Source organism: Agarivorans sp. QJM3NY_29, from assembly GCF_050870835.2.
Classification (GTDB): domain Bacteria; phylum Pseudomonadota; class Gammaproteobacteria; order Enterobacterales; family Celerinatantimonadaceae; genus Agarivorans.
Genome location: NZ_CP194036.2, coordinates 2,713,745 through 2,736,852, shown reverse-complemented (window position 1 = coordinate 2,736,852; position 23,108 = coordinate 2,713,745). Strand labels below are relative to the sequence as shown.

The 23,108-nt window shown below is 45.1% G+C and carries 17 protein-coding genes and 7 tRNA genes; 20 read left to right on the top strand and 4 right to left on the bottom strand.

The features are described 5' to 3' along the window. The first annotated feature begins 6 nt into the window (after positions 1–6). The 15 genes from ACRRS0_RS12495 to ACRRS0_RS12425 all read left to right on the top strand — a co-directional run bounded on the left by ACRRS0_RS12495 (position 7) and on the right by ACRRS0_RS12425 (position 10,488). Positions 7–1,497: a glutamate synthase subunit beta gene (locus ACRRS0_RS12495; protein ID WP_432452873.1), complete on the top strand. Its 1,491-nt coding sequence runs from the start codon at positions 7–9 to the stop codon at positions 1,495–1,497. 157 nt (positions 1,498–1,654) lie between these two features. Beyond that, positions 1,655–1,745: transfer RNA gene (locus ACRRS0_RS12490), tRNA-Ser, on the top strand. A gap of 614 nt (positions 1,746–2,359) precedes the next feature. After that, positions 2,360–3,004 carry a UvrY/SirA/GacA family response regulator transcription factor gene (gene uvrY / locus ACRRS0_RS12485; protein WP_432452874.1) on the top strand — a complete coding sequence of 215 codons (645 nt, stop codon included), beginning with the start codon at positions 2,360–2,362 and terminating at the stop codon, positions 3,002–3,004. A gap of 72 nt (positions 3,005–3,076) precedes the next feature. Next, entirely contained in the window at positions 3,077–4,837 is a 1,761-nt protein-coding gene (uvrC, locus tag ACRRS0_RS12480; protein ID WP_432452875.1) for an excinuclease ABC subunit UvrC, read from the top strand. A gap of 43 nt (positions 4,838–4,880) precedes the next feature. After that, positions 4,881–5,435 (top strand): CDP-diacylglycerol--glycerol-3-phosphate 3-phosphatidyltransferase, encoded by a 555-nt coding sequence (gene pgsA / locus ACRRS0_RS12475; protein WP_432456176.1) that lies wholly within the window; start codon positions 4,881–4,883, stop codon positions 5,433–5,435. A 460-nt stretch (positions 5,436–5,895) separates the two neighbouring features. Next, a tRNA-Gly gene (locus ACRRS0_RS12470) sits at positions 5,896–5,971 on the top strand. 29 nt (positions 5,972–6,000) lie between these two features. Continuing rightward, a tRNA-Cys gene (locus ACRRS0_RS12465) sits at positions 6,001–6,074 on the top strand. A gap of 18 nt (positions 6,075–6,092) precedes the next feature. Continuing rightward, positions 6,093–6,179 (top strand) — tRNA-Leu (locus tag ACRRS0_RS12460). A gap of 519 nt (positions 6,180–6,698) precedes the next feature. Further along, positions 6,699–6,774: transfer RNA gene (locus ACRRS0_RS12455), tRNA-Gly, on the top strand. 17 nt (positions 6,775–6,791) lie between these two features. After that, a tRNA-Cys gene (locus ACRRS0_RS12450) sits at positions 6,792–6,865 on the top strand. Positions 6,866–7,565: 700 nt separating this feature from the next. Beyond that, positions 7,566–7,790 (top strand): hypothetical protein, encoded by a 225-nt coding sequence (locus ACRRS0_RS12445; protein ID WP_432452876.1) that lies wholly within the window; start codon positions 7,566–7,568, stop codon positions 7,788–7,790. A 301-nt stretch (positions 7,791–8,091) separates the two neighbouring features. Continuing rightward, positions 8,092–8,178, top strand: a tRNA-Leu gene (locus ACRRS0_RS12440). Between the two features lie 310 nt (positions 8,179–8,488). Beyond that, on the top strand, positions 8,489–9,469 hold the full coding sequence (locus tag ACRRS0_RS12435) for an alpha/beta hydrolase (RefSeq protein WP_432452877.1): 981 nt from the start codon (positions 8,489–8,491) through the stop codon (positions 9,467–9,469). A 183-nt stretch (positions 9,470–9,652) separates the two neighbouring features. Further along, complete coding sequence (locus ACRRS0_RS12430; RefSeq protein ID WP_432452878.1) at positions 9,653–10,126, top strand: hypothetical protein; 474 nt, start codon at positions 9,653–9,655, stop codon at positions 10,124–10,126. Then, the gene (locus ACRRS0_RS12425) at positions 10,123–10,488 is read left to right on the top strand and encodes an allophanate hydrolase-related protein (RefSeq protein ID WP_432452879.1); all 366 of its coding nucleotides are present in this window, start codon (positions 10,123–10,125) and stop codon (positions 10,486–10,488) included. Before ACRRS0_RS12430 ends, ACRRS0_RS12425 begins: the two co-directional genes overlap by 4 nt. Here ACRRS0_RS12425 and ACRRS0_RS12420 read toward each other — a convergent pair. Then, the gene (locus ACRRS0_RS12420; RefSeq protein ID WP_432452880.1) at positions 10,474–11,094 is read right to left on the bottom strand and encodes a LysE family translocator; all 621 of its coding nucleotides are present in this window, start codon (positions 11,092–11,094) and stop codon (positions 10,474–10,476) included. The two genes, ACRRS0_RS12425 and ACRRS0_RS12420, sit on opposite strands and share 15 nt — an antisense overlap. Before the next feature lie 358 nt (positions 11,095–11,452). Here ACRRS0_RS12420 and nosP point away from each other — a divergent pair, with 358 nt between their 5' ends. The 3 genes from nosP to ACRRS0_RS12405 all read left to right on the top strand — a co-directional run bounded on the left by nosP (position 11,453) and on the right by ACRRS0_RS12405 (position 15,760). Further along, positions 11,453–12,619 (top strand): nitric oxide-sensing protein NosP, encoded by a 1,167-nt coding sequence (gene nosP, locus ACRRS0_RS12415; protein ID WP_432452881.1) that lies wholly within the window; start codon positions 11,453–11,455, stop codon positions 12,617–12,619. Positions 12,620–12,624: 5 nt separating this feature from the next. Next, positions 12,625–13,773 (top strand): diguanylate cyclase, encoded by a 1,149-nt coding sequence (locus ACRRS0_RS12410; protein ID WP_432452882.1) that lies wholly within the window; start codon positions 12,625–12,627, stop codon positions 13,771–13,773. A gap of 331 nt (positions 13,774–14,104) precedes the next feature. Beyond that, on the top strand, positions 14,105–15,760 hold the full coding sequence (locus ACRRS0_RS12405) for a glycoside hydrolase family 32 protein (RefSeq protein ID WP_432452883.1): 1,656 nt from the start codon (positions 14,105–14,107) through the stop codon (positions 15,758–15,760). Positions 15,761–15,930: 170 nt separating this feature from the next. On the opposite strand, the gene amrS is transcribed toward ACRRS0_RS12405, so the two are convergent. Continuing rightward, on the bottom strand, positions 15,931–17,022 hold the full coding sequence (amrS, locus tag ACRRS0_RS12400; RefSeq protein WP_432452884.1) for an AmmeMemoRadiSam system radical SAM enzyme: 1,092 nt from the start codon (positions 17,020–17,022) through the stop codon (positions 15,931–15,933). 63 nt (positions 17,023–17,085) lie between these two features. Here amrS and amrB point away from each other — a divergent pair, with 63 nt between their 5' ends. Both amrB and amrA read left to right on the top strand, forming a co-directional pair. Then, positions 17,086–17,871: an AmmeMemoRadiSam system protein B gene (gene amrB, locus ACRRS0_RS12395; protein ID WP_432452885.1), complete on the top strand. Its 786-nt coding sequence runs from the start codon at positions 17,086–17,088 to the stop codon at positions 17,869–17,871. Beyond that, positions 17,843–18,424 carry an AmmeMemoRadiSam system protein A gene (amrA, locus tag ACRRS0_RS12390; protein ID WP_432452886.1) on the top strand — a complete coding sequence of 194 codons (582 nt, stop codon included), beginning with the start codon at positions 17,843–17,845 and terminating at the stop codon, positions 18,422–18,424. Before amrB ends, amrA begins: the two co-directional genes overlap by 29 nt. Before the next feature lie 317 nt (positions 18,425–18,741). Here the strand turns inward: amrA and ACRRS0_RS12385 are convergent, their stop codons facing one another. Together ACRRS0_RS12385 and ACRRS0_RS12380 are read right to left on the bottom strand one after the other, a co-directional pair. After that, entirely contained in the window at positions 18,742–21,639 is a 2,898-nt protein-coding gene (locus ACRRS0_RS12385) for a two-component regulator propeller domain-containing protein (protein ID WP_432452887.1), read from the bottom strand. A gap of 486 nt (positions 21,640–22,125) precedes the next feature. Then, a complete protein-coding gene (locus ACRRS0_RS12380) occupies positions 22,126–23,088 on the bottom strand; it encodes a 2-hydroxyacid dehydrogenase (RefSeq protein ID WP_432452888.1) in 963 nt (320 codons plus the stop codon). Positions 23,089–23,108: the final 20 nt, after the last annotated feature.

Here is a 23,108-nt window from a genome sequence, read left to right as displayed (position 1 = left end):
AGAGACATGGCAAATCCAACAGGATTTATGGAAATAGATAGGAAGCTATCGGCAGACCGCGATCCAGCAGAACGTTTGATAGATTGGTTAGAAGTGAAATCGCCCATGAGCGAACAAGCTGTCAAAGACCAAGCTTCTCGTTGTATGGATTGTGGGATCCCGTTTTGTCATTCTGGTGACTCAGCTTACGCTCCGCGCGTGGCTGGTTGTCCGATTAATAACTTGATCCCCGAGTGGAATGATTTGGTTTATCGTGGTCGTTGGAAGGATGCTATCGATCGTTTACACAAAACCAATAACTTTCCTGAGTTTACAGGGCGAGTGTGTCCGGCACCTTGTGAAGACTCCTGTGTGCTTGGGATTAATGCGCCACCAGTAACCATTAAAAGTCAGGAAGTAAATATTATTGAGCGCGCATTTAAGGAAGGTTGGGTTAAACCAAATATTCCCAAGTGCCGTAGTGGTAAAACAGTGGCTGTAATAGGCTCAGGCCCTGCTGGCTTAGCGGCAGCAGCTCAGCTTAATTCTGCTGGTCATCAGGTCACGGTATTTGAACGAGCCGATCGTATTGGTGGATTGCTGATGTATGGCATTCCAAATATGAAGCTGCAAAAAGAAATTGTCGGGCGCCGTATCGATATCATGCGAGAAGAAGGGATTACTTTTAAAACTTCGGTTGAAGTTGGCAAAGATATTTCGATTAACCGCCTAGATGAAGACTTCGACGCGCTACTCATTGCTACCGGCGCAACAGTACCTCGGGATCTGCCTGTCCCTGGTCGTGAGTTAAATGGGGTTCATTTCGCGATGGAGTTCTTAGCGAAAAATACCAAGAGTCTATTAGACAGCCAACTTCAAGATGGTCAATTCATCAGCGCTAAAGATAAGCATGTGGTGGTAATTGGTGGGGGTGATACAGGGACTGACTGTGTCGGTACCTCATTACGTCATGGTTGTAAGAGTGTGATTCAATTAGAAATTATGCCTCAACCACCGTTGGAACGTGGGCAAGACAATCCATGGCCAGAGTTTAAGCGTACCTTGAAACGTGACTATGGTCAGGATGAAGCGATTGCCATCCAAGGTGAAGATCCTCGTCGCTACTTGGTTATGACGCAAAAAATGGTCGGCAATGAACAGGGCGATGTCAGCGCTATTCATACCACCAAGATTAATTGGGTTAAAAATCCAAATGGGCAAATGATCCCAGAGCCAATTAAGGGCAGTGAAGAAGTGCTTAAGGCTGACTTAGTATTACTGGCGATGGGCTTTATGGGTCCAGAAGCAGGGATTATTGATAGCTTAGGCGTAGAGAAAGACGAACGTTCCAACGCAAAAGCCGTTTATGGCCAATACGCGACCAATGTAAGCGGTGTATTTGCTGCGGGTGATGCGCGTCGTGGCCAGAGCCTCATTGTATGGGCGATTAATGAAGGTCGTGGTGCAGCGAAAGCAATTGATACCTTCTTAATGGGTAAGAGTTACTTACCTTCGTAAGCGACGGCATTCAAGGCCATCAAATAACCCAGCTTCGGCTGGGTTATTTGTGACCAACGATGACTTGGTTTCGCGACAAAGCAGTTGATTTTCAAAAAAACCATAAAAGACAGTTTACAAGCGCAAATTTGCTAGGTAATATGCGCCCCGTTGCTGCGGAGGGGTGGCAGAGTGGTCGAATGCACCGGTCTTGAAAACCGGCAAGGGTTAATAGCCCTTCGAGAGTTCAAATCTCTCCTCCTCCGCCATTTTGAAAAACCATGCATTTGCATGGTTTTTTTGTTTATAGCGCCATCCGATTTTAGCTCTCCCATTAAACTGCACTCGAATAAATTTCTTTCCAGCCTTTCAAAATAATATCAATCGGATTCATTATATGATCAACTTATTGCGCAGAATAAATCTGCCGATAACCTGACTTGATGTGCAGTAACTAGTGGCTCTAATGACAAAACACACCACGCAGTTAGCGGTGATTTAAGCCCGCAAGAATGAACAGATAATGAGTTAGATTGGTATCAGTCCTTGAGTTATGCCTGCTTCAACTATCGGTTTGTCGAACACCGCTAAAACTGCAGTTGTCATTAGAGTGCTTCGTTATAGGTGTTCACCAGTCTTAACAGTACCTTATGTATGATAAGTGACCGAGTTGGCTAAGGTTATTTTGTTGCTGATTTATTGTACGACAACTTCGTTTCAATCAACTAAAAAGTGAATAAGCAAAGATCTACGCATAACTTATAAAGTTTAACGCTTTAAATTCTCATCTTGATGGGATATAACGTCTGCTGCGTAGGTAAATTGAAGCCTGCCAACCCGCCCAATTAGTTGATTGATGTTTTAGTTACAGCGGAGAGAACGCTTGATAAACGTATTTCTGGTTGACGATCATGAGCTAGTGCGTACAGGGATCCGTCGCATTTTAGAAGACGTTAGAGGATTTAAAGTCGTTGGTGAAGTCGAGAGCGGTGAGAAAGCCGTTCAATGGTGTCGAAATAACCAAGCCAATGTTATCCTAATGGATATGAACATGCCTGGTATTGGGGGCCTAGAAGCTACGCGTAAAATACTACGCTATGATCCAGATGCCAAAATTATTGTATTAACTATACATAGCGAAAACCCATTCCCAACCAAAGTGATGCAGGCAGGGGCATGTGGTTATTTAACCAAGAGTGCCGCGCCGGACGAGATGCTAAAAGCAATTCGAGCGGTTAATTCTGGCCAACGTTACTTGTCTCCAGAAATTGCGCAACAAATGGCCTTAAGTCAGTTTAGTCCTGCGGAAGACAATCCTTTTCAACATTTATCAGAGCGTGAATTACAAATCATGTTGATGATAACCAAAGGTGAAAAAGTTACCGATATTTCTGAGCAGCTTAATCTTAGCCCTAAAACTGTGAATTCTTACCGTTACCGTTTATTTAGTAAACTCGATATTAACGGCGACGTGGAGTTAACTCATTTAGCTATTCGTCACGGTATGATTGATACTGACAAGTTGTAAGTTGTTTTGACTGACTCTATTTTTGATAGTAAAACCTTTTTAAGTCAAGTTTCTGAGTCTAGCGGCATATACATGATGTATAACGCCGCAGACGAGGTGATTTATGTTGGTAAAGCGAAGTCTTTAAAAAAACGTTTAACCAGTTATTTTCGAAAAACGGTCGATAGCAAGAAAACCCGCGCCTTAGTCACTAACATTGCCCGAATTGAAGTTACGGTCACTCATACCGAGACCGAAGCTTTGATTTTGGAGCACAATTTAATTAAGAAATATCTGCCTAAATATAATGTATTATTGCGAGATGATAAGTCTTACCCTTATATTTTAATTAGTCAGCATAAACATCCACGGATCTCGATGCATCGCGGTGCTAAGCGGGCCAAAGGACACTATTTTGGACCTTACCCTAACGGCAGCGCAGTGCGTGAAAGTTTGCACTTGATGCAGAAATTATTTCCGATCCGCCAGTGCAGTGATAGTGAATATGCCAATCGTCAGCGCCCCTGTCTGCAATACCAGTTAAAACGCTGTTCTGCACCTTGCGTCAACTTAGTGAACGAGCAAGACTATTGCCAGCAGGTCGAGCTGGCCAGCCTCTTCTTAAAAGGTAAAAGCCAGCAGGTGATTAATCAGTTGGCAGATAAGATGTCACAGGCGAGTGAACAACTTAAGTTTGAAGCCGCTGCGACTTTTCGCGATCAAATTCAAGCCTTACGTAAAGTGCAGGAACAACAATTTGTGAGTGGTAATACAGCCCAAAGTGATGTGCTGGGTTTCGCGTTTAGAAATGGCATTGCGGTGGTGCATCTACTGTTGATCCGTGACGGTCAAGTGTTAGGTAGTCGTTCGTATTATCCAAAGGTCCCCAAACAAACTGAACTCCCCGAGGTATTGCGTAGTTTTGTTATTCAGTACTATCTCTCTGAGCAGCGAAAGGGCAACCAGCCGAATGAAGTGTTGTTACCTGATGTCGAAGGAGACTGGCCGGAGATTGAAAATGCGATAGAAATCGAATTGGGTGTGAAAGTTAAACTGAGTATCCCAAAACGTGGCGAAAAGTTTAGATATGTTGCTTTAGCAAATACTAATGCTGAAAATGCATTATTAACCAAGCTCAACCAGGAAGCGACTATTCATCATCGGGTGACTGAGCTTGAGAGTTTGCTTAAACGAGATACGCCAATTAAACGGATGGAATGTTTCGATATTAGTCATACGCAAGGCGAACGTACGGTAGCTTCTTGTGTGGTGTTTGATCGCCAAGGGCCGAATAAATCTGAATATCGACGATTTAATATTGAAGGTATTACTGGGGGGGATGACTACGCTGCAATGGCACAAGCACTGAAACGTCGTTATCAAAAAGCCCAGTTAGCTGAAAAAATGCCCGACATTTTGTTTATCGATGGCGGAAAAGGTCAGTTATCGGCGGCTTTTGCTAGTATTGAGCCGTTGAACTTGGTACCGATGCCTTTGTTGGTGGGGGTCGCGAAGGGGACGACTCGTAAACCTGGTTTGGAAACATTGCTTATCGGTAAGGCAATGACCGAGTTACATTTACCCAGTGATTCAGCTGCGCTGCACTTAATTCAACATATTCGGGATGAAAGTCATCGCTTTGCCATTACAGGACACCGTAACCGTCGCGACAAGGCTCGCAAGACCAGTATCTTAGAAGAGATCCCCGGGATCGGTGCGAAACGTCGTCAAGCTTTGTTGACTCATTTAGGTGGAATGCAGCAAATGAAGAGTGCAAGTGTTGATGAATTGAAAAAAGTACCGGGAATTAGCCCTGCATTGGCGCAAAAAATCCATGATACGTTGCATCACTAAGCAAGATTAGGCAACATAGCGCCAGTAGTTTTATAAATGAAAAATAATGATAAATATACCAAATATACTAACCGCGTTTAGAGTTGTGTTGATTCCGTTTTTTTTGGTCGCCTTTTACCTTCCGGTAGAGTGGGGAATGTTAGCTGCAGCATTTATTTTTGGTTTAGCGGCAGCAACTGATTACTTAGATGGCTACTTAGCACGCAGGCTTGGCCAAACCACACCCTTTGGTGCCTTTTTGGATCCTGTGGCGGATAAGGCGATGGTGGTCGCTGCATTGGTGGTATTGGTTGAACATTATCAGTCGATGTGGATAACCATTCCCGCTTTAATCATGATATCTCGAGAAATTATAATTTCTGCGTTACGCGAATGGATGGCTGAACTTGGTAAACGCTCTAGTGTTGCGGTTTCTTGGATCGGTAAATATAAAACCGCGGCGCAAATGGCTGCGATAACTGGATTAACCGCTCAGCTTAATCCTTTGATCGATCAACTTAGTTTTGGGCTCTTTTTTGCCGCCACTGTACTTACCTTGTGGTCAATGATCAGTTATTTGGTTTTAGCATGGCCAGATTTACGACAAAGTGGCCAATAAATAGCGGCTTTCGACTAAAAATCAGGCGAACAGTTAGAAAGTTGGAAAAAGACTGTTGACGTAAAGATTTAGCTCGCTAAAATGCACAGCACATTCAGCGGGAACGCAGTTCTCTGGTGGATTTAGCGAAACGACTTAGGGAACTGTTTAGTGTTTTAAGTACGGAGCAACTTCGGTTGAAGGCTCAGTTTACTAAACAGTAAAATAAGTTAAGCGGCACTAGCTCAGTGTGGGTATAGAGAGTAGCGCAACCTTGGTTGAACTCTGATCCACACTAAATAGTGATTGTAAGTTAAGCGGCACTAGCTCAGTGTGGGTATAGAGAGTAGCGCAACCTTGGTTGACTCTGATTCACGCTAAATAGTGATTGTAAGTTAAGCGGCACTAGCTCAGTGTGGGTATAGAGAGTAGCGCAACCTTGGTTGACTCTGATTCACGCTAAATAGTGATTGTAAGTTAAGCGGCACTAGCTCAGTTGGTAGAGCGCAACCTTGCCAAGGTTGAGGTCATCGGTTCGAACCCGATGTGCCGCTCCAAATTTACAGTAATAGAAAAACCATAGTATGGCGGGTTGGCAGAGTGGCTATGCAGCGGATTGCAAATCCGTGGACCTCGGTTCGACTCCGGGACCCGCCTCCATTACTATAAAATTGTGTCGCCCGGGTGGTGAAATTGGTAGACACAAGGGATTTAAAATCCCTCGTCTGAAAGGACGTGCCGGTTCAAGTCCGGCCCCGGGCACCAACTCCTTCTTTGAGTTGAGATTAAGCGGCACTAGCTCAGTGTGGGTATAAAGAGTAGCGCAACCTTGGTTGACTCTGATTCATACTAAATAGTGATTGTAAGTTAAGCGGCATTAGCTCAGTGTGGGTATAAAGAGTAGCGCAACCTTGGTTGAACTCTGATTCATACTAAATAGTGATTGTAAGTTAAGCGGCATTAGCTCAGTGTGGGTATAAAGAGTAGCGCAACCTTGGTTGAACTCTGATTCATACTAAATAGTGATTGTAAGTTAAGCGGCACTAGCTCAGTGTGGGTATAAAGAGTAGCGCAACCTTGGTTGACTCTGATTCATACTAAATAGTGATTGTAAGTTAAGCGGCATTAGCTCAGTGTGGGTATAAAGAGTAGCGCAACTTTGGTTGACTCTGATTCATACTAAATAGTGATTGTAAGTTAAGCGGCACTAGCTCAGTGTGGGTATAAAGAGTAGCGCAACCTTGGTTGAACTCTGATTCATACTAAATAGTGATTGTAAGTTAAGCGGCACTAGCTCAGTTGGTAGAGCGCAACCTTGCCAAGGTTGAGGTCATCGGTTCGAACCCGATGTGCCGCTCCAAATTTCTAAAACTGCGTGGCGGGTTGGCAGAGTGGCTATGCAGCGGATTGCAAATCCGTGGACCTCGGTTCGACTCCGGGACCCGCCTCCATATTGCAGTAGTAACCAGCATTGAAGCTGGTTTTTTTGTGTCTGCTATTCCAACATTCCGCTTCGCTCTAAGCCTTATGGCAATCTGCAAAATGAACTGGTCAGGTCAATCCATTTCCTAGAACACATCTTTTCGACCTGCTGCGTGCATTGCAAAAACCTATTCCATGCTGCATAAACGTGTCAACAAATTCATCATAATCACTGCAGCTTTGATTGGCTAGGCGGTGTTGGCTTAACCAACTCTATACCTGTTCTATAGGGTTTAACTCTGGGGAGTATGGTGATAGTTTGATGATAGTGACGTTATTAAATTGATTGGCAATATCTTTCGTATGCCATCCTGCGCCATTCACAACAAGGGCTGACGTCCCTGTTCTGTGACTAATGGTATTTGCTTTAAATGTTCTATCATATGTCTTTATTGGCCTAAGGGACGACGATAGCCTCACCAGGTTGAACCAAATAGATAGGCATACTCAACTTCAAATTGTTGTTGCTTCACCGCTCTTGGGCGCTTTCCTCTTTCAGCCCATAAATTGCTTTTTGTTGCCCAAATCTGGCTTCATCCTGAAACCACTCATCAACCCACTCTAGAGCCTTATGCCCTAGGATTTTAAGGGTCGTTTCGAGTTTCAATTTTTTAAAATAGTCCTGTGTTTCTTGAAATTACTTAAGGCGTTTAGAGCGGGAAGTTATCTATGAAAGCCCATATGGTCGAGCAGACAATAGATGGAGTCTGGGTGGTCATGCTTGCCAAATTCTTTCACGACATAAGCGTGGATATTGGCATCTGTCAGTCGTCCACTTTGTGCATTATGAGCTTTGTCTTTGATATTGAACCAATTGCTCTCTTTGCTCAAAAGTTAAAAACGGTAGCCTTCTGGTTTTTGGTTTTTCCTGAAGTCTTACCAAGCCTTAATTAGGTCATGTTTTTACTTAGCTTGGTATAAACTAGCGAAGTTAAACGCAGAGTTCAGCATCAATAATCTCGCTTTATTGATCTATCACTGCAGCAGTATTAAACATTTTCCGTGATGACGCTAAATAGTGAGGCCTGATTTACATCTGTTCAATTGGCGGTGCCGAGAAGCAGAATTAGCCATGCAGATCGCTTTTTGAGCACTTGAACAAAAATCTTTAATTTATGGTTGACTCATTTTTTGAATACGTTAAAGTACGCCTCGTTCTCAGGCAATCGCGCTGAGACGAAGATTTAAACTTTTTGCCCGGGTGGTGAAATTGGTAGACACAAGGGATTTAAAATCCCTCGTTTGAAAGGACGTGCCGGTTCAAGTCCGGCCCCGGGCACCAATTCAAAAAAGCCAGTAGCATTTGCTACTGGCTTTTTTACATCTTTCGCTCAAGTGTTTATTTGTGGTGCCAGTCGTCGAGTATTTAAGCTAGCGCTAATTGGCATTAAAAAATGCCGCCATGTGTACAACATGCGACTTCAATTCTTACATTATCTCTTAGACTTACCACGAGTCGCTTTATGATGCATTTATCCCGGTTAGTCAGAATTTAACTAATTTAAATGGCAACGGCGTTTGTTGTTATTGGCCTATGCGGGCTAAAGTAGCAAGTATCGAAGGGGTGAGGAGGACGAGCAATGGAAAGCAGCATGATAAACTTATTTGTGACCAGCTTAGTCATCGTAATGATTGTTGGCTTGAGCGTATTGTGTTTGATTCTGATCCCGCAGGTTCCAAGCCGAGTCGAGAACCATTCAGGACTCGATTATAAACGACTGACTCAGGTAAAGTGCTTAGCCAAGTGCTCGCGTTATATTGCAAGAGATGGGACTTCCCTAGATTATCGGTATTATCCAGCGGATAGTGACATCGTTTTGATCTTGTTACATGGCTCTGGATGGCACAGTGGCTATCTGGAGCCTTTAGCCTCTCATCTTGCTCGCCAAGGTATCGCGAAGGTTTATACGCCGGATTTACGGGGTCATGGGATGAATCCATGTCGTCGTGGTGATGTGGATTATATTGGTCAATATAATGATGACTTGACTGATTTCATTGATTTGATTCACGAAGCTTCGCCTCAGACAAAAATCCTGCTGGCAGGACACTCTTCTGGTGGCGGTTTAGCCTTGCGCTTTGCGGGCAGTGCGCCAGAACGAGCCATCGACGGTTATTTATTGTTGGCGCCTTATCTTCACTATCAAGCCCCTACCATGAGGCACAACTCGGGGGGATGGGCTCGCCCCTTTATTCGCCGAATTATTGGCTTAGAGTTGGTGAATCGATTCGGTTTTAAAGCACTTAATCATCTTAAAGTGATTAGCTTTAATCTCCCCAGCGCATTTCGTGATGGCAGCGAAACCGATAGTTATAGTTATCGTTTGAATAAATCCTATGCTCCTAAACATTATCAACGGGAGTTACAAGCGATTAAGGTGCCGCTGTTGTTGGTTGTGGGTCGCCTAGATGAGGCATTCATGGCTGAGCAATACCAAGCATTGATCCGCGCCAACAGTGATGGCGATGTAAGTATCATCGAAGATGTTGGACATTTAGATCTTGTAAGTAATTCCGCGGCAATGCAAGTGATCGGCAAATGGATTTCGGAGCAGTTTAGCGACCATGTCTGAGCTAGTTGGTGGTGTTGCGATCTTTTGAGCGGTATCTTGGCTGTCTAGATATACCGTATATCGTCTCCGTAACAGCATCAGTGAATGAAGGGAGTTGAGCGGCTACCTTGATCAGTGCTTCTGTTGCCAGCACCACACAAATTGCGCATGCATCGATTAGCTAGGACCATCTATGTTGGTTGGATGCCATGGGATTATGGCGCTGCAACGGGCATCGTTAGAAAATGGGCTGATAAATACAATATCAATATCGATATGGTGCAAGTAAACGACTATATCGAGTCAATTAACCAATATACTGCCGGGGTTTTTGCTGCCACGGTAATGACCAGTATGAATGCACTGACCATTCCTACGGCAAGTGGCGTTGATTCCACTGCCTTAATCGTTGGCGATTTCTCTAATGGCAATGATGGGGTGGTGCTGAAAGGTGACAAGTCTTTAGCGGATCTCAAAGGCCAAAAAGTCAATCTAGTTGAGTTAAGTGTTTCCCATTATCTACTCGCGCGTGGTCTTCCCTTTGGGATCATTCAGTTTAGCCAAGCTCTCCATGACCGTAAGTTGCTGAGTATTTCGGCCTTGTTGCTGCAACACAATGGCTGTCCCCTCGGTGCCACCGGACAGCCCTTGCCGCCCTTAGCTGAGCCCACTGCATGACAATTGAGCTGGCAGTCTGTGGCGCACATTTATCCGGTTTGGCCTTAAACCACCAGTTATTGGAACGCGGTGCGAGTCTGCTGAAACAAACCACCAGCGCAAGTTGCTATCGTTTGTATGCACTAGCAGGAGGGCTGCCAGCTCGACCTAGTTTAATTCGCGATGAAGAACAAGGGCAGGCGATTGAAATCGAAGTATGGCATATGCCCAGTGACCAGTTTTTTATAGGGTGTTGCTCACTTGGCTTGGGCAAGGTGGAGCTGGCTGATGGTCAATGGGTGAATAGTTTTATTTGTGAAGGTTATGCGAGTACTTTGGCTGATGCGCTTAGAGAAGTAAGCGCGAAATTAGCTGAATATTAACCAAATTCCTACGCAAATCATCAAACTGCCTGAAATTCGGTTAAGCAAACGAACATTACCACTTTGATTTAAAAACACTCGCAGGGTTTTACCGCCGGTGGCGTAGAGGCTCATACAAACAAATTCTGAAACTAGAATAATTCCCACTAATAGACTCAATTGCAGGCTCAGCGAATAATTGGGTTGGATGAAGGGGGGGAGTAGCGAAATCATAAAAGCCCAACCTTTGGGGTTGGCAATAGCTGTCACAAAACCTTGGATCACCAGTTGTGAGCGTTGCACTTGCTGAGGCTCCGCGATGGTATCCGGGATGGCCATTTTGCCCCTAGAACGCCACATTTGAATCCCTAGGTAGCCGAGATAAGCGCCGCCAATCCATTTCAATATCATAAATACCTCAGGGTAGCGCAACATGATTGCGGCCACCCCTAACACCGCCAAGATAGCGACAATGCCAACCCCTAACATTTCCCCAAGCATCATCCATAAGGTACGACGCAGGCCAATGGTCATACCTAAGGTCATAGCGAGCGTCATACACATGCCCGGGGTTATTGAAACAAAAAAGAAAGTAGGGATAAATATTAATAAAATGGAAAAATCCATATTGATTCCGTAAATTGGCGCCAAGTCACCAGTTTACACAGCTCTGTTTTATGAAAAAAGCGCTATTTGTTGCTAACTGCATTGTTGCTGCATTGAGTGTTCAGTCATTTTCTGGCGGCAGTACCTATACTAAATTTCGTAAAAACCGATTAAGTTGTCACGCACGCTGGTGCTGCGCAAGATTCATGTCAGGGGGAGATGAGGTTAAAAAAACGAGCTAAAAGTCGACTTATCTATTGTCTGAAAATTAACTGAAATGCTAATGCTTGTATATACTTAATTAAAAATAACCTGTAGTCGGCGGTTCTGCTGCGGTCCCAAGCTTATTTGACAAACGCGAGTAATATAGGTGTGCTACATGAAGATAAAAAATGTTAATTTAGGGCAATCGCAAGCCGTCGACGCGGCTGTAGCCGCTGCCGAATTTTATCAAGCTGTGAAGCAGCCTGATATGTCTCTCGTGCTATTTTTTTGTTCTAGCCAATATGACCTTGAACGCTTAAGCCAGGAGATGAACCGCTGGTTTCGAGGCATTCAGGTGATGGGGTGTACCACTGCTGGTGAAATAGGCCCTGTTGGTCTTTTGCAACATAGTCTAGTTGGCGTTAGCTTTGCCGCAGATCATTTTACCGTCGCGTGCGGCTTACTCAATGATTTGCAAAACTTTGAGCGCAATCAGGGGCATCAGTGTGTGCAAAGCTTATTGCAGCAACTCAAAAGTAAAGAGCCGAAATTTGATGCGGCGAATAGCTTTGCATTCATGTTGATTGATGGTTTGTCCAAACAGGAAGAAATGGTGGCGCATGCCCTACAAGATGCCTTGGGAGAGATTGTCTCGCTGGGTGGCTCTGCAGCTGATGATCAACGGTACAGCAATACTTATGTGTTTTTCCAAGGGCAGTTTCATGTTAATAGCGCGGTGCTGATGGTCGTTCACACTCGCTTGCCTTTCATTGTATTTACCACCCATCACTTTGTTGGTAATACCGAACGTTTGGTGGTCACCAAAGCCGATACCCAAAGCCGCAGAGTTATTGAGATTAATGGATTTCCAGCCGCTTCTGAGTACGCGAGATTGGTCGGAGTGGCGGAACACCAGTTGAATAGTGCAGTGTTTGCCGCGTCCCCGATGGTGGTGTTAATTGGTACTTGCGAGTATGTCCGTTCCATTCAGAAGGTTAACCCCGATGGCAGTTTGTCGTTCTTTGGTGCCATCGAAGAGGGCGTTGTCTTTAGAATTGGGGAGAGCGGACACATGCTTGAGAATGTAAGGCACAGCTTGGAGTGCATGACCGAAAAGCTTGGTTCTATCCAACTGGTGATCGTGTGTGATTGTATTCTACGCAGATTGGAAGCTGTTGAGAAAGGCATTAATCTTTTAATCGCCGAACAACTCGATGCACACCATGCTATCGGCTTTAACAGCTACGGCGAACAATATTACGGTGTCCATATGAACCAGACTTTAACTGGTATTGCGATTGGTTCGACCTCTCAGAACGCGGAAAACAGTCAGTCATGGTGAAACTCTTGTCTCCTTCATATGCAGACTTACAGGCGGAGGTGATCCGTTTAAACAAAATGGTCGAGTCTTTAATGGATCGCGCAGAGTGTGACGCCAGCGCTGTAGAACGAAATTCGGGATTTTATTTATTTCAGACCGCCGCCGCGTTAGAGCAACAAGTGCGTCAGCGCACCCGCCAATTAGAAGCCGCGCTAAAAGAGAACGAAAAAATTAATCGAGTGTTACGCGAAAATGAACGTAATCACCGTTTGTTTTTGGATAACTCCCCGGTATGTATTCATGAAATCGATATGGGTGGCAAAGTTACATCGATGAGTAAAGCCGGGTTGCGGATGCTTCATGTGCAGCAGGAACAGCAAGTGATAGGTTGTTCCTTTTTAAACTTTATAAGTTTTGCTGATAGAGCGCGAGTGGCAGACTTGTTGAAAAGAGCTTATCAGGGGGAAATTGTTCACTTTGTATTTCACCCCATTGCGGCTTATCTCGACACCTTGAAGTCTTGTTTTGTTCCGATCAAAAACAATTTTGGAGATGTGCTCAGAATTATGGGGATCACGGAAGATGTTACCGAGCAGAAAAAGGCCGAAGAAGAGATCCGTGAGCTGGCATTTAAAGATACATTAACCCAATTGCCAAACCGTCGATTATTACATCAGCGCTTGATTCAGACGATGCTTGCCAGCGAGCGCAGTCGTCTTTATACGGCTTTACTGTTTTTAGATTTGGATAATTTCAAACCACTCAATGACCGTTTTGGCCATGAAGTGGGTGATGAATTGTTAATTGAAGTGGGTCGACGTATTAGTGCAAGTGTCCGAGCAATGGATACGGTTGCACGGGTGGGGGGAGATGAATTTGTGGTGATGTTGAATGAATTACATTGTAATCGTCAATGTGCGGTCAATCAGGCTGCTCAGGTCGCCGAAAAAATTCGCGAAGCGTTGGCTAAACCTTACTTGATTCAGCAGCGAAAAGCTGGCAAACAAGCGTCCAAGATTGAACATCACTGCAGCTCAAGTATTGGTGTTGCGTTGTTTGTTGGCCTAGAAGTGGCTGAACAGGATATCCTTAAATGTGCCGACGTTGCGATGTATCAGGCAAAGGCGAAGGGGCGTAATACCGTGGTGTTTTGTTCTCGAAATGAGTCGAGCTAAAATAGTGAATTTGTCAGATGAATGGAAAACAGCCAAGCCAAGCTTAGCAGAGAGCCTCAGACTGCGAGTGACTTTTATCAGCAAGCAAAGTTGGTTTCTGCCCAGTCTTGTTGAATACACGATGCTTGCTCCCAAGTGGCTCACTGTTTGACTTAATCTATTGCGTGACACATTCCAATCATCGGCAGGCAAGGTCGGTAAAATTAACACTTAAGCTTAAGTGTCGCGGGTGTATCAATATTGCGATAAATAAATATACAGTTACAGACAGGCTTCCCTGATTTGTTATAAAATTAAGCTTAATAATATGTTTTTATAATAAGGTTGTGAGATGGACATGCTTGAGCCTCTGATCGTTGCTTGTGGTGGCAAAGATAATCTACAACGGATCCAAAAAGTTCATAACTTGTTAATTGCGGAGCTAGTTGACCCAGAGTTAAGGATGGTTTCTTCGCTCCCTCTTACTTTTAATGCACCACAAGAGCAAATCGTTTGGCAACCCGCGCCTCCCTTATCAACTCAGCAATGGCAAATACTCGGTAGTATTGTGGATACAAACTTGCGAAAACAGCTTCAAGAAAAAACGGCACCTGTTTCTTCATCGTATCGGCCAACTTGGCATATTTCTGCCGAGCAAGGCTTTCTCGGTGATCCGAATGCTTTTGTTTATTTTCAAGGGGCTTACCACTTGTTTTATGTGCTCAGCCCCGATTGTGAGGATAAGCGCATTGCTTGGGCACATGTAACTAGTACCGATTTAGTGAATTGGATAGAGCATCCGATTGCTCTGATGCCCAGTGATTGGTTTGATAGCCATGGCGTATATTCAGGTCATTGCATTGTGCATGACGAACAATTGATGATTTTTTATACCGGTAATGTACGGATTGGTGAGCAGCGACAACGAATGACTTATCAATGCCTAGCGACTTCAACAGATGGTTTCAACTTTCGCAAACAGGGGCCAGTTATTGAGGACTTACCGCCTCAGGTAACCGCTCATTGTCGTGATCCTAAAATTATACGTAATGGCGATAATTGGTTGATGTTTGTTGGGGCTCAGTTGACCTCTGGTTTAGGGCGTCTGGCGAGCTATCGTTCAGCCGATCTGCATCATTGGGAGTTTGCCGGGATATTTGGTGACGAGCTCGGTGATTTTGGTTATATGTGGGAATGCCCTGACTTGATTGAAGTTGACGGGCAGCTGATTGCGATTATTTGCCCACAAGGCATCGCCTCTAACAGTCCTCACTATCAAATCGACCATCATAATGGTTATCTGAAGGCCAGTCTGGATCCGCAAGATGAACTGCATTTAGATGGCTTCTCAAGACTTGATTATGGTTTCGATTTTTATGCGATGCAAACGGGAAAAAGCCCCGATGGTCGCGCCTTATTAGTGGCGTGGATGGGGCTTCCCGATGAGAATCAACACCCGACAAAGGCGCAGGGTTGGTTACATCAACTGACTTGTATTCGGGAACTGAGTTTTGAAGATGGTAAACTTTATCAACGTCCTGCCCGCGAATTACAGGCCTTACGCAGTGCTTATCAAGATTTTGAGTTAAGCGTGGCCGCTGAACAGCAGATAACTCTCCCCAAAGGCCGAAGTTTTGAACTGCAAATGAATTTGAGCTGGCTGACGGAGGGCGCTGTTGATTTGCACTTTATGAGCGATGATCAAAGCTACTGTCGTTTTAGCTTAGACGGCCTGCGGCAGAAAATTGTACTGGATAGGAGCGGGGCTCTGCCTACCGACGGCGAAAAAACTCGCGAGCTGGACATGACCAACCAACAGGATGTAAAACTGCAAATATTGGTCGATCAGTCTTCCATTGAAATTTTTATTAATGATGGAGAGTTTGTGATGACCGCGGTGGTGTTTACTGAGCCGGGAGATAGTCGCTTAAAACTGAGCGCAACCCAGCCGATGCCATGGCAGCCCATCAAATACTGGACCTTAGCCAAACCAGTGATGGGCCGATAAGACTGCTGCAATAGCACTCATCTTTGAGTGGTATGGTATGCTGAAATAAAAGGCTCTCAAGTTTACGCGTGTCGGGTTGAGCCTTTAAACCATCTCGGCGCTTCAGCTCATGCTTGGGCAAGCCAGGTGGGAAACGGGAGGAGCGGCACCTTTGTTAAATGGCATTCCGTCTAGTTTCCCAGCCGCAGCGGGATCCGACGGCGGCCAAAGCTGCCACAGTGCTCCGTCCAGACCCCCGCGATAGTTGTGCCACAATCGGGGCAGAGGCCTTGCGAGTTGAGCCGGTATTTTCCCAGTTGATAGCAATTTCTTTCCAATAATAGGTTGCCGCAGCCGGGACAATAGGTGCTTTCGTGGGACGGGTCGTAGATATTTCCCACATAGGCATAGTGAAGTCCATGGTTAAGGGCTATTTCTCTTGCTCTTAACAGGGTGGTGATGGGGGTTTGGGTTTTATTTCGCATCTTAAAGTCAGGATGAAAGGCGGTGAAATGGATCGGGACATCAGCGCCCAAGTGCTCAGCTATCCAGGCGCACATTTGTTGTAGCTCTTGATTGGAGTCATTCTCTCCGGGGATCAGTAAGGTGCTTAGCTCAAACCACACATGGCTTTCATGTTTAAGGTATAGCAGCGTATCCAATACATCCGTCAGGTGGCCACTGCATACTTTTCGGTAAAAGGGTTCGCGAAAGGCTTTTAAATCGATGTTTGCAGCATCCATGTGAGTAAACAATTCAGCTCTTGGTTCAGCACAAATATAACCAGCGGAAACCGCGATGGATTGCAAACCAAGGGCTTTTGCGGCCTGCGCTACATCCACGGCATATTCAAGAAAAATCACCGGATCGTTGTAGGTGAAAGCAATGCCGCTACAGCCATATTTTTGTGCCAGTTGGGCCAGAGCGTCTGGCATGGCGGAGTCGGCGAGGGTATCCATTTGGCGTGACTTACTGATATCCCAGTTTTGACAAAACTTGCAGCCCAAGTTACAGCCAGCGGTGCCAAAAGATAGTACCGCAGAGCCGGGATAAAAATGATTTAAGGGTTTCTTCTCAATCGGATCGATACAAAAGCCACTGGAGCGACCATAAGAGGTCAGCACAATTTGCTGCTGATGATTCATTCGAATGTAACAGACGCCACGTTTTCCTTGGCGTAGTTGGCAATGCCGGGGGCAAACATCGCATTGTATTCGGCCATCGTCTAATTGCTGCCAATACTGAGTGGGAAAGTACTCAGGAGGACTATATTGACTTGCCATAAGCGCTTCACCGTAACGGACTGAACTATACTTAACTTTAGTTGAAATAAGCGGAATTGAGCGATGAAAAGTCGACCCGCAGCCGTGGCTGGACAGTTTTATCCCGCTGGTGCTGAGCATATCAAACAACAGCTTAGCCCCTGGTTGTTAGCGACGCATTCAGAGTCGGCTCGGCCGAAGGCGTTGTTGGTTCCCCACGCTGGTTATCAATATTCGGGACAAATTGCCGCCGCTGCTTACCGATATTTAGTCAATCACCAACCAGCGTTTCGCCGAGTGCTTATCGCCGGCCCGAATCATCGGGTTCCACTGGCAGGGGTGGCCATTTCGTCGGCGGAACAGTTTGAAACCCCCTTGGGAAGCTTGCCAGTTGAGCAACATTGCTTATCTGCATTAACTCAGTTCGATTTTGTTCATTGCTCTGATGAAGCACATCGTCTGGAACATGCGATTGAAGTACAGCTGCCTTTTTTGCAGCTTTGTTTAGCGCAATTTGCCATTGTGCCATTGGTGGTGGGGGATGTCGCACCGGCGCAACTGGCGGCTCTGTTTGAGGTGTTTTGTTCAGATCCTCAAACCTTGCTGGTGATCAGCAGCGATTTAAGCCACTTTTTATCTTACCGAGATGCCCGTTTGAGCGATGAGGCTACTCTTAAAAATATCATCTCAGGGCAGGGCGGTTTGCAGGGGGAACAAGCCTGTGGTTACCAGGTTATTAATGGATTTTTAGCAGCGGCCAGGCAGCATCAGCTGCAAGCAAAATTAGTGGCGAAAGGCAATTCAGGGGATGTAACGAAGGATCATCAAAGGGTGGTGGGTTATGCCAGTATTGCGTTTTTCGAGCATTAAGCGCGAGCATCAACAAGCGCTACTGAAAGTTGCTCGATATGCGATTGAGCACTATCTGAGTGAGCAGCAGCGCTGGCAAGCCGAGCCTGAGCAATATCCCACAATCCTTCAGGCGCCGGCGGCAAGCTTTGTGACTTTGCACAAAAATGCGCAACTCCGAGGTTGCATTGGTACATTAGAAGCTTATCAAGCGCTGGTTCAGGATGTTGCCTTACACGCTTATCAGGCCGCTTTTGAAGATCTCAGATTTGCACCACTGACGCTACAAGAGTTGCCACTCATTCATATTAGTATCTCTATTTTAAGCCCAAGCCAAGCGCTTCCGCCTCAGTTGAATGAAGCCGCATTAATCGCGCGACTTCGCCCCAATCAGGATGGCCTTATTTTGGCGCAAGGTAACAAACGAGCGGTGTTTTTACCGCAAGTGTGGCAACAGCTGCCAAACTCCAATGACTTCATTCAGCAGTTAAAACGCAAAGGTGGATGGTCGCTCAATAGTCCAGTTGAGAAGATGCGCTGCTTCAAGTTTCAGGTTCTAGAGTTTGGTGAGTAACAGCCTGAGAACACAGCGGGTCACTTACAGGCCTCAATCACGGCTAACTGGTTATGGTATCTTGTATAGAGCCACCAGTGACTGCGCTTCATGCCTGGGTATCGGCAGACTAATTCTGCGCAATGAGTTGATTATATAATCAATCAGATTGGTATTAAGCAGGTATAGCTGAACATTTGATAACCAAACCAAGCTGACGAGTTTCAGTCATCACCCGATAGTTCAGAGGCATTCAAGGTTAATGTGAATTAGCGATTTTTAATGCAAATACATCGCGGCGGTTTGCAAACTATCAGTGACTGATTCAATAGGAATTTTCACTGTGGTTGGTTGTTATTATAAATTTCGATACGGTTACGCCCCTTGTGTTTGGCTTGATACAAAGCGTGATCCGCTAATTTCAGCAGCGAGCTGTAATCATCACAATGATCACTATCACAAATTCCCATGCTCACGGTAATATTGCGTTTACCTTTCAGCGCATCTAAGGTCATCGCCTGAATCTGCAGTAATAGCGCTTGAAAATAATCTCTTGCCTGTTGCTGGTTGCCCAAATAAAGGATAGTAAATTCTTCACCGCCCCAGCGTGCGACTTTGTTTGTGTCACCCACATAGTCGACTAAGGTGGTGGCTAATGCTTGAATCACTTTATCGCCCACCAAGTGGGAGTAGTTGTCGTTAATCGATTTAAAATGGTCGATGTCCAGCACCACCAAGCTAATGGTCTGCTGTTGCTGACTACACTGGCTAAATTGAGCGCTTAAATTGGCATCGAAGGCTCGTCGATTGGGAAGTTTGGTTAATGCATCTTCGTTCGATAAACGCTCGAATTGTGCGGATTGTTCTCGCAATGCTTTGACTTGTATTTCCACTTGTTCAGTCAAACGTTCTTCATTGCGTTTGAGTAAATAAATCCGGAAATAGACCATGCCACCAATCACCAACAGCAGTAACAAAGCCAATAAGGCCTGAATCTCTCTACGTTGCCAAAACAAGGGTTCAATTTTAAACTGATAGATGAAGTTGCTATCGTTCCATTCCCCATAAGGGTAACGAGCGCTGACCAGAAAGCGATAGCTTCCTGGCGGAAGGTTGGTGAATTCTGCCACTCGTTGAGTCCCGCGGTATGACCATTCACGGTCAAATCCTTCCAGTTTGGTTCTGAACTGCAAGCGCTTGGGCATAACGTAGCCTAAACCTGAATAAATAAAACGAACCAAGTTGGTTCCTGCAGGGGCTATCGATTGGGTATCGGGAGAGATGGATTGACTGTCAAATTGAATCGAATCTATCGTCACCGGTAGCGGGTGAGCAGAGAATATCGCTAAATCTTGCGGTTGGATACTTATTAAACCCTTAGCCGAGGCGAAGAGTAGCTGGCCTTGTTCAGTGATTGCCGCCGCAGGATTGGAACCACCATTGGCTTGGCTACTCGCCATGCCGTCTATTTCACTGTATAGCTCAAAATTAATTTGTTTTTGCTGACCGCTCGCGACTAAATGAGCCTGCTGATAGCTGATTTTCCATAGTCCTCGATTACTCGAAAGCCACAGGCTGCCCTGTTGGTCGTTCACGATTTGAAAAAACTTATCAATGGGAAGCCCTGCTGGGCGGCCAACCAGACCCATTTGTTGGGTGTGTTGCTGGTAGCGAATGATCCCGCGGTCGCTTGCTATCCATACATAACCAGGCTCAAGGTAAAAGCCGAAAGCATATTGCGCTTGCTCCAAGTTGTTAATTGGAACATTTGATACCTTATCGTCTCGAATAAATGCTAAGCCAACTCCAGTACCAACCCAAATTTTGCCAAATTCATCTTCAGCGATGGCTAGAATATAATTATCGGGTAAATTAGAATTTTGCTTGGTGAAATACTGCATTTCGCCTTGCGGTTTTACTTTGACTAAGCCATTGGGGGTGCCAATCCATAGGTTGTTATGGCTATCTTTGAGTAAGGCGCGGACTTCATTATGTGGCAGTCCTGAATCCTCATTCCAAAGCTGCTGTAGCTGATGGTTTTGCCATTGATAAACTCCATTTCTGTAGGTACCAACATAAGCTCCCCCCTGATGATTCTTAGCAAGGCTTAATATGCCTTGCCGAGAAACGGGGTCTTGCGTGGCTGCCATGGCCTGACCATCTTCGAGTAGGCTTAAGCCCTGACTGGTTCCAACTAGCACTTGCTTTGAATTAATTGGCAATACCGTTCGAACGTAATTGCCGATCAGCCCATCTTGTTCCGTGAATGATTGAAATGCCGCATTCCTAAATCGTATCAGGCCGCCATTGGTGCCAACCCAAATACTGCCTTCTTGATCTTCAAATAGCGAGATCACTCGATTATGTGGTAAGCCGCTGTTGGCATTTTTAAATTCAAGCTGATGATTTGCAATCCGTCCTACGCCTTGAGTGGAGGTTCCAAACCAAATATTACCCTCACGGTCTTCGATAATTGCGGTGGTAATTACATGATCTAAGGTGTTATTCAGTCGAGTAAATTGTTGGCCATCATAGCGCCAAGGTCCATGATTCGATGCTAACAGCAGCCGGTCTTGATGATCGAAAGCCAGAGAATAAACCCGAGTTCGATCGCCTAATAAGGGCAACTCGAGTTTATGGTAGCTTTTTGGTGTGACTCGATAGAGTCCATTATCGGTGGCCGCAAAAATGTCGCCAGAACTAGACTGGGCCAAGTGATAGGCACTAAATCCAGAGAGTATATGAACATCCGGTAAGTAGTTTCCATCTTTGCCTCGCGCTCGATAATAAACCCCCAGACCTTCAACCGCTATCCATAGATTTTTATGCTGATCCACCAGTGCATGATTCACTAAGCTGGCGGCATTGGCTTGATTTGACCATTGGTAACCTTTGCGCAGCGCCATGCTGCCTCTGGCACCCGCAAGCCAAAGGCTATTGTTGCTATCCGCGACCAGGGTGCGCGTGCCGGAATCTTTCATGCCTGTCGTTTCACCTCTACCAAATAAGGTAAAATGTAAGCCATCGTAACGAGCCACACCCTCCCAAGTGGCAAACCACAAATAGCCATCGTCGGTTTGAGTAATCGCATTAATACTGTTATGCGGCAGTCCATCAACCGAGGTCCATACATCGGTATAATAATCAGCCAACTTGAGTGCCGTAGCATGACTGGTGAAACTAAAGGTAGAGAGAATGGCAAAACAAATAAGCCAAGCTATACGAATATCTAACATAAATAAAATTATCCTTCACCAATCGATATGTTGGTGAGGACAACACGAGAGTAGACATCGGGCCACTTGGAGATGAAGGAACGAGGGATAACACAGCATGCCACAAACATTATTATTTCCATATTCATTCAAATAGATAGACTCACGAGAGCCACTCCGTGAGAGTTCATCGTCTCGAGTAAAGATTTGTGTTGAAATCATTTTGACCTAAAACAGCACATAAAGCGGCCTTACATTTTTGACTTAGCGGTCAGATATTATAAGTTCTTCATATCGGCCAATACTAAAAAATCTGAAATAATATTACGTAATAATAATGAATAAAAGCTTAATTGTCGTACTTTAAAATTTTTCAATTTCTGAATTGTTGGCCAAGATTCACCGACGAAACTTTTAACTAGTTACTTGCCCTAACAGCGATAAGAGGCCATTGGAAACGCCGTATCTTTGATAATATTTGCTGTATTTGAGCAAAATCAACGACAGCTAGTATCCTCTTATCAAATCAACTGATTCAGGAATAAGGCCGTCTTTTCTATAGGTGTGGATATTGTTCGCGACAATTTGAGAGGCGGTGTCTATATTGGTTGTGGCGGATATATGCGGTAATACCGATATTTTGGGGTGATACCAAAAAGGACTGTTTACTTCTAGAGGTTCTTGTTCAAACACGTCTAAGACGGCGTGTGATAAGTGATCGGAATCTAACATTGCTAGTAAATCTTGGTGGTTAATAATGCCACCCCTTGCGAAGTTTATCAGTTTGGCACCTTTCGGCAAAAGGTTTAAGGTTTGTTGGTTGAGTAAATGATGGGTTTGATCGGTGAGAGGGAGGAGGCAGATCAATATCTGGGTTTTTTGAAGAATAGCAGCTAAACCGTCATCTCCCGAATAGTGGGTTACATGGGCAATCTCTTTGTGACTTCGGCTCCAACTATTTACCGTAAAACCTTGATGAACAAGGGCTTTCATCGAAGCGCTTGCAAGTTTACCCGCTCCTAAGATGGATACTTGTACGGTATTCACTGAAGGGCTGGGGATTGGGCGCCAAATCCCTTGTCTTTGTTGAGCGATGTAGTCTGGAATATTGCGATATAAATACAAACTCCAAGTTAATACGGCTTCGGCCATGGTGTCGGCAAGAAACGGGTCGATGAGCCTTACCAATTGAGTTTGATATGTTTCTTTGTCGTGATTGAAGCTTCGAAAGCCGCTAACTAGTGCTTCAACACCTGCCCACAAACTTTGCACCCAGATTAAGTGAGGAAAGCGCTTTAGTTGATCGACATTTGGGTTGGCAACGATGGCTATTTCGACAAGCTGGGCTTGCTCATCGCTTAAATCTGTGGCTAATACAATGCTTTCATTGGGTAACAGCGTTTCGAATTTAAGTAGCCACTGCTTTTCTTCTTCGGCAGCGATGTTGTGAATAAAAGCGATGGTGTTCATGACAGAAATCCCTTGTCCAA

Coding starts and splice junctions, on each gene's coding strand:
- ACRRS0_RS12495 (WP_432452873.1), top strand. CDS start 7: ATGGCAAATCCAACAGGATTTATGGAAATAGATAGGAAGCTATCGGCA.
- uvrC (WP_432452875.1), top strand. CDS start 3,077: ATGATGTATAACGCCGCAGACGAGGTGATTTATGTTGGTAAAGCGAAG.
- ACRRS0_RS12445 (WP_432452876.1), top strand. CDS start 7,566: ATGAAAGCCCATATGGTCGAGCAGACAATAGATGGAGTCTGGGTGGTC.
- ACRRS0_RS12435 (WP_432452877.1), top strand. CDS start 8,489: ATGATAAACTTATTTGTGACCAGCTTAGTCATCGTAATGATTGTTGGC.
- ACRRS0_RS12430 (WP_432452878.1), top strand. CDS start 9,653: ATGCCATGGGATTATGGCGCTGCAACGGGCATCGTTAGAAAATGGGCT.
- ACRRS0_RS12425 (WP_432452879.1), top strand. CDS start 10,123: ATGACAATTGAGCTGGCAGTCTGTGGCGCACATTTATCCGGTTTGGCC.
- ACRRS0_RS12420 (WP_432452880.1), bottom strand. CDS start 11,094: ATGGATTTTTCCATTTTATTAATATTTATCCCTACTTTCTTTTTTGTT.
- nosP (WP_432452881.1), top strand. CDS start 11,453: ATGAAGATAAAAAATGTTAATTTAGGGCAATCGCAAGCCGTCGACGCG.
- ACRRS0_RS12405 (WP_432452883.1), top strand. CDS start 14,105: ATGGACATGCTTGAGCCTCTGATCGTTGCTTGTGGTGGCAAAGATAAT.
- amrS (WP_432452884.1), bottom strand. CDS start 17,022: ATGGCAAGTCAATATAGTCCTCCTGAGTACTTTCCCACTCAGTATTGG.
- amrB (WP_432452885.1), top strand. CDS start 17,086: ATGAAAAGTCGACCCGCAGCCGTGGCTGGACAGTTTTATCCCGCTGGT.
- amrA (WP_432452886.1), top strand. CDS start 17,843: ATGCCAGTATTGCGTTTTTCGAGCATTAAGCGCGAGCATCAACAAGCG.
- ACRRS0_RS12385 (WP_432452887.1), bottom strand. CDS start 21,639: ATGTTAGATATTCGTATAGCTTGGCTTATTTGTTTTGCCATTCTCTCT.
- ACRRS0_RS12380 (WP_432452888.1), bottom strand. CDS start 23,088: ATGAACACCATCGCTTTTATTCACAACATCGCTGCCGAAGAAGAAAAG.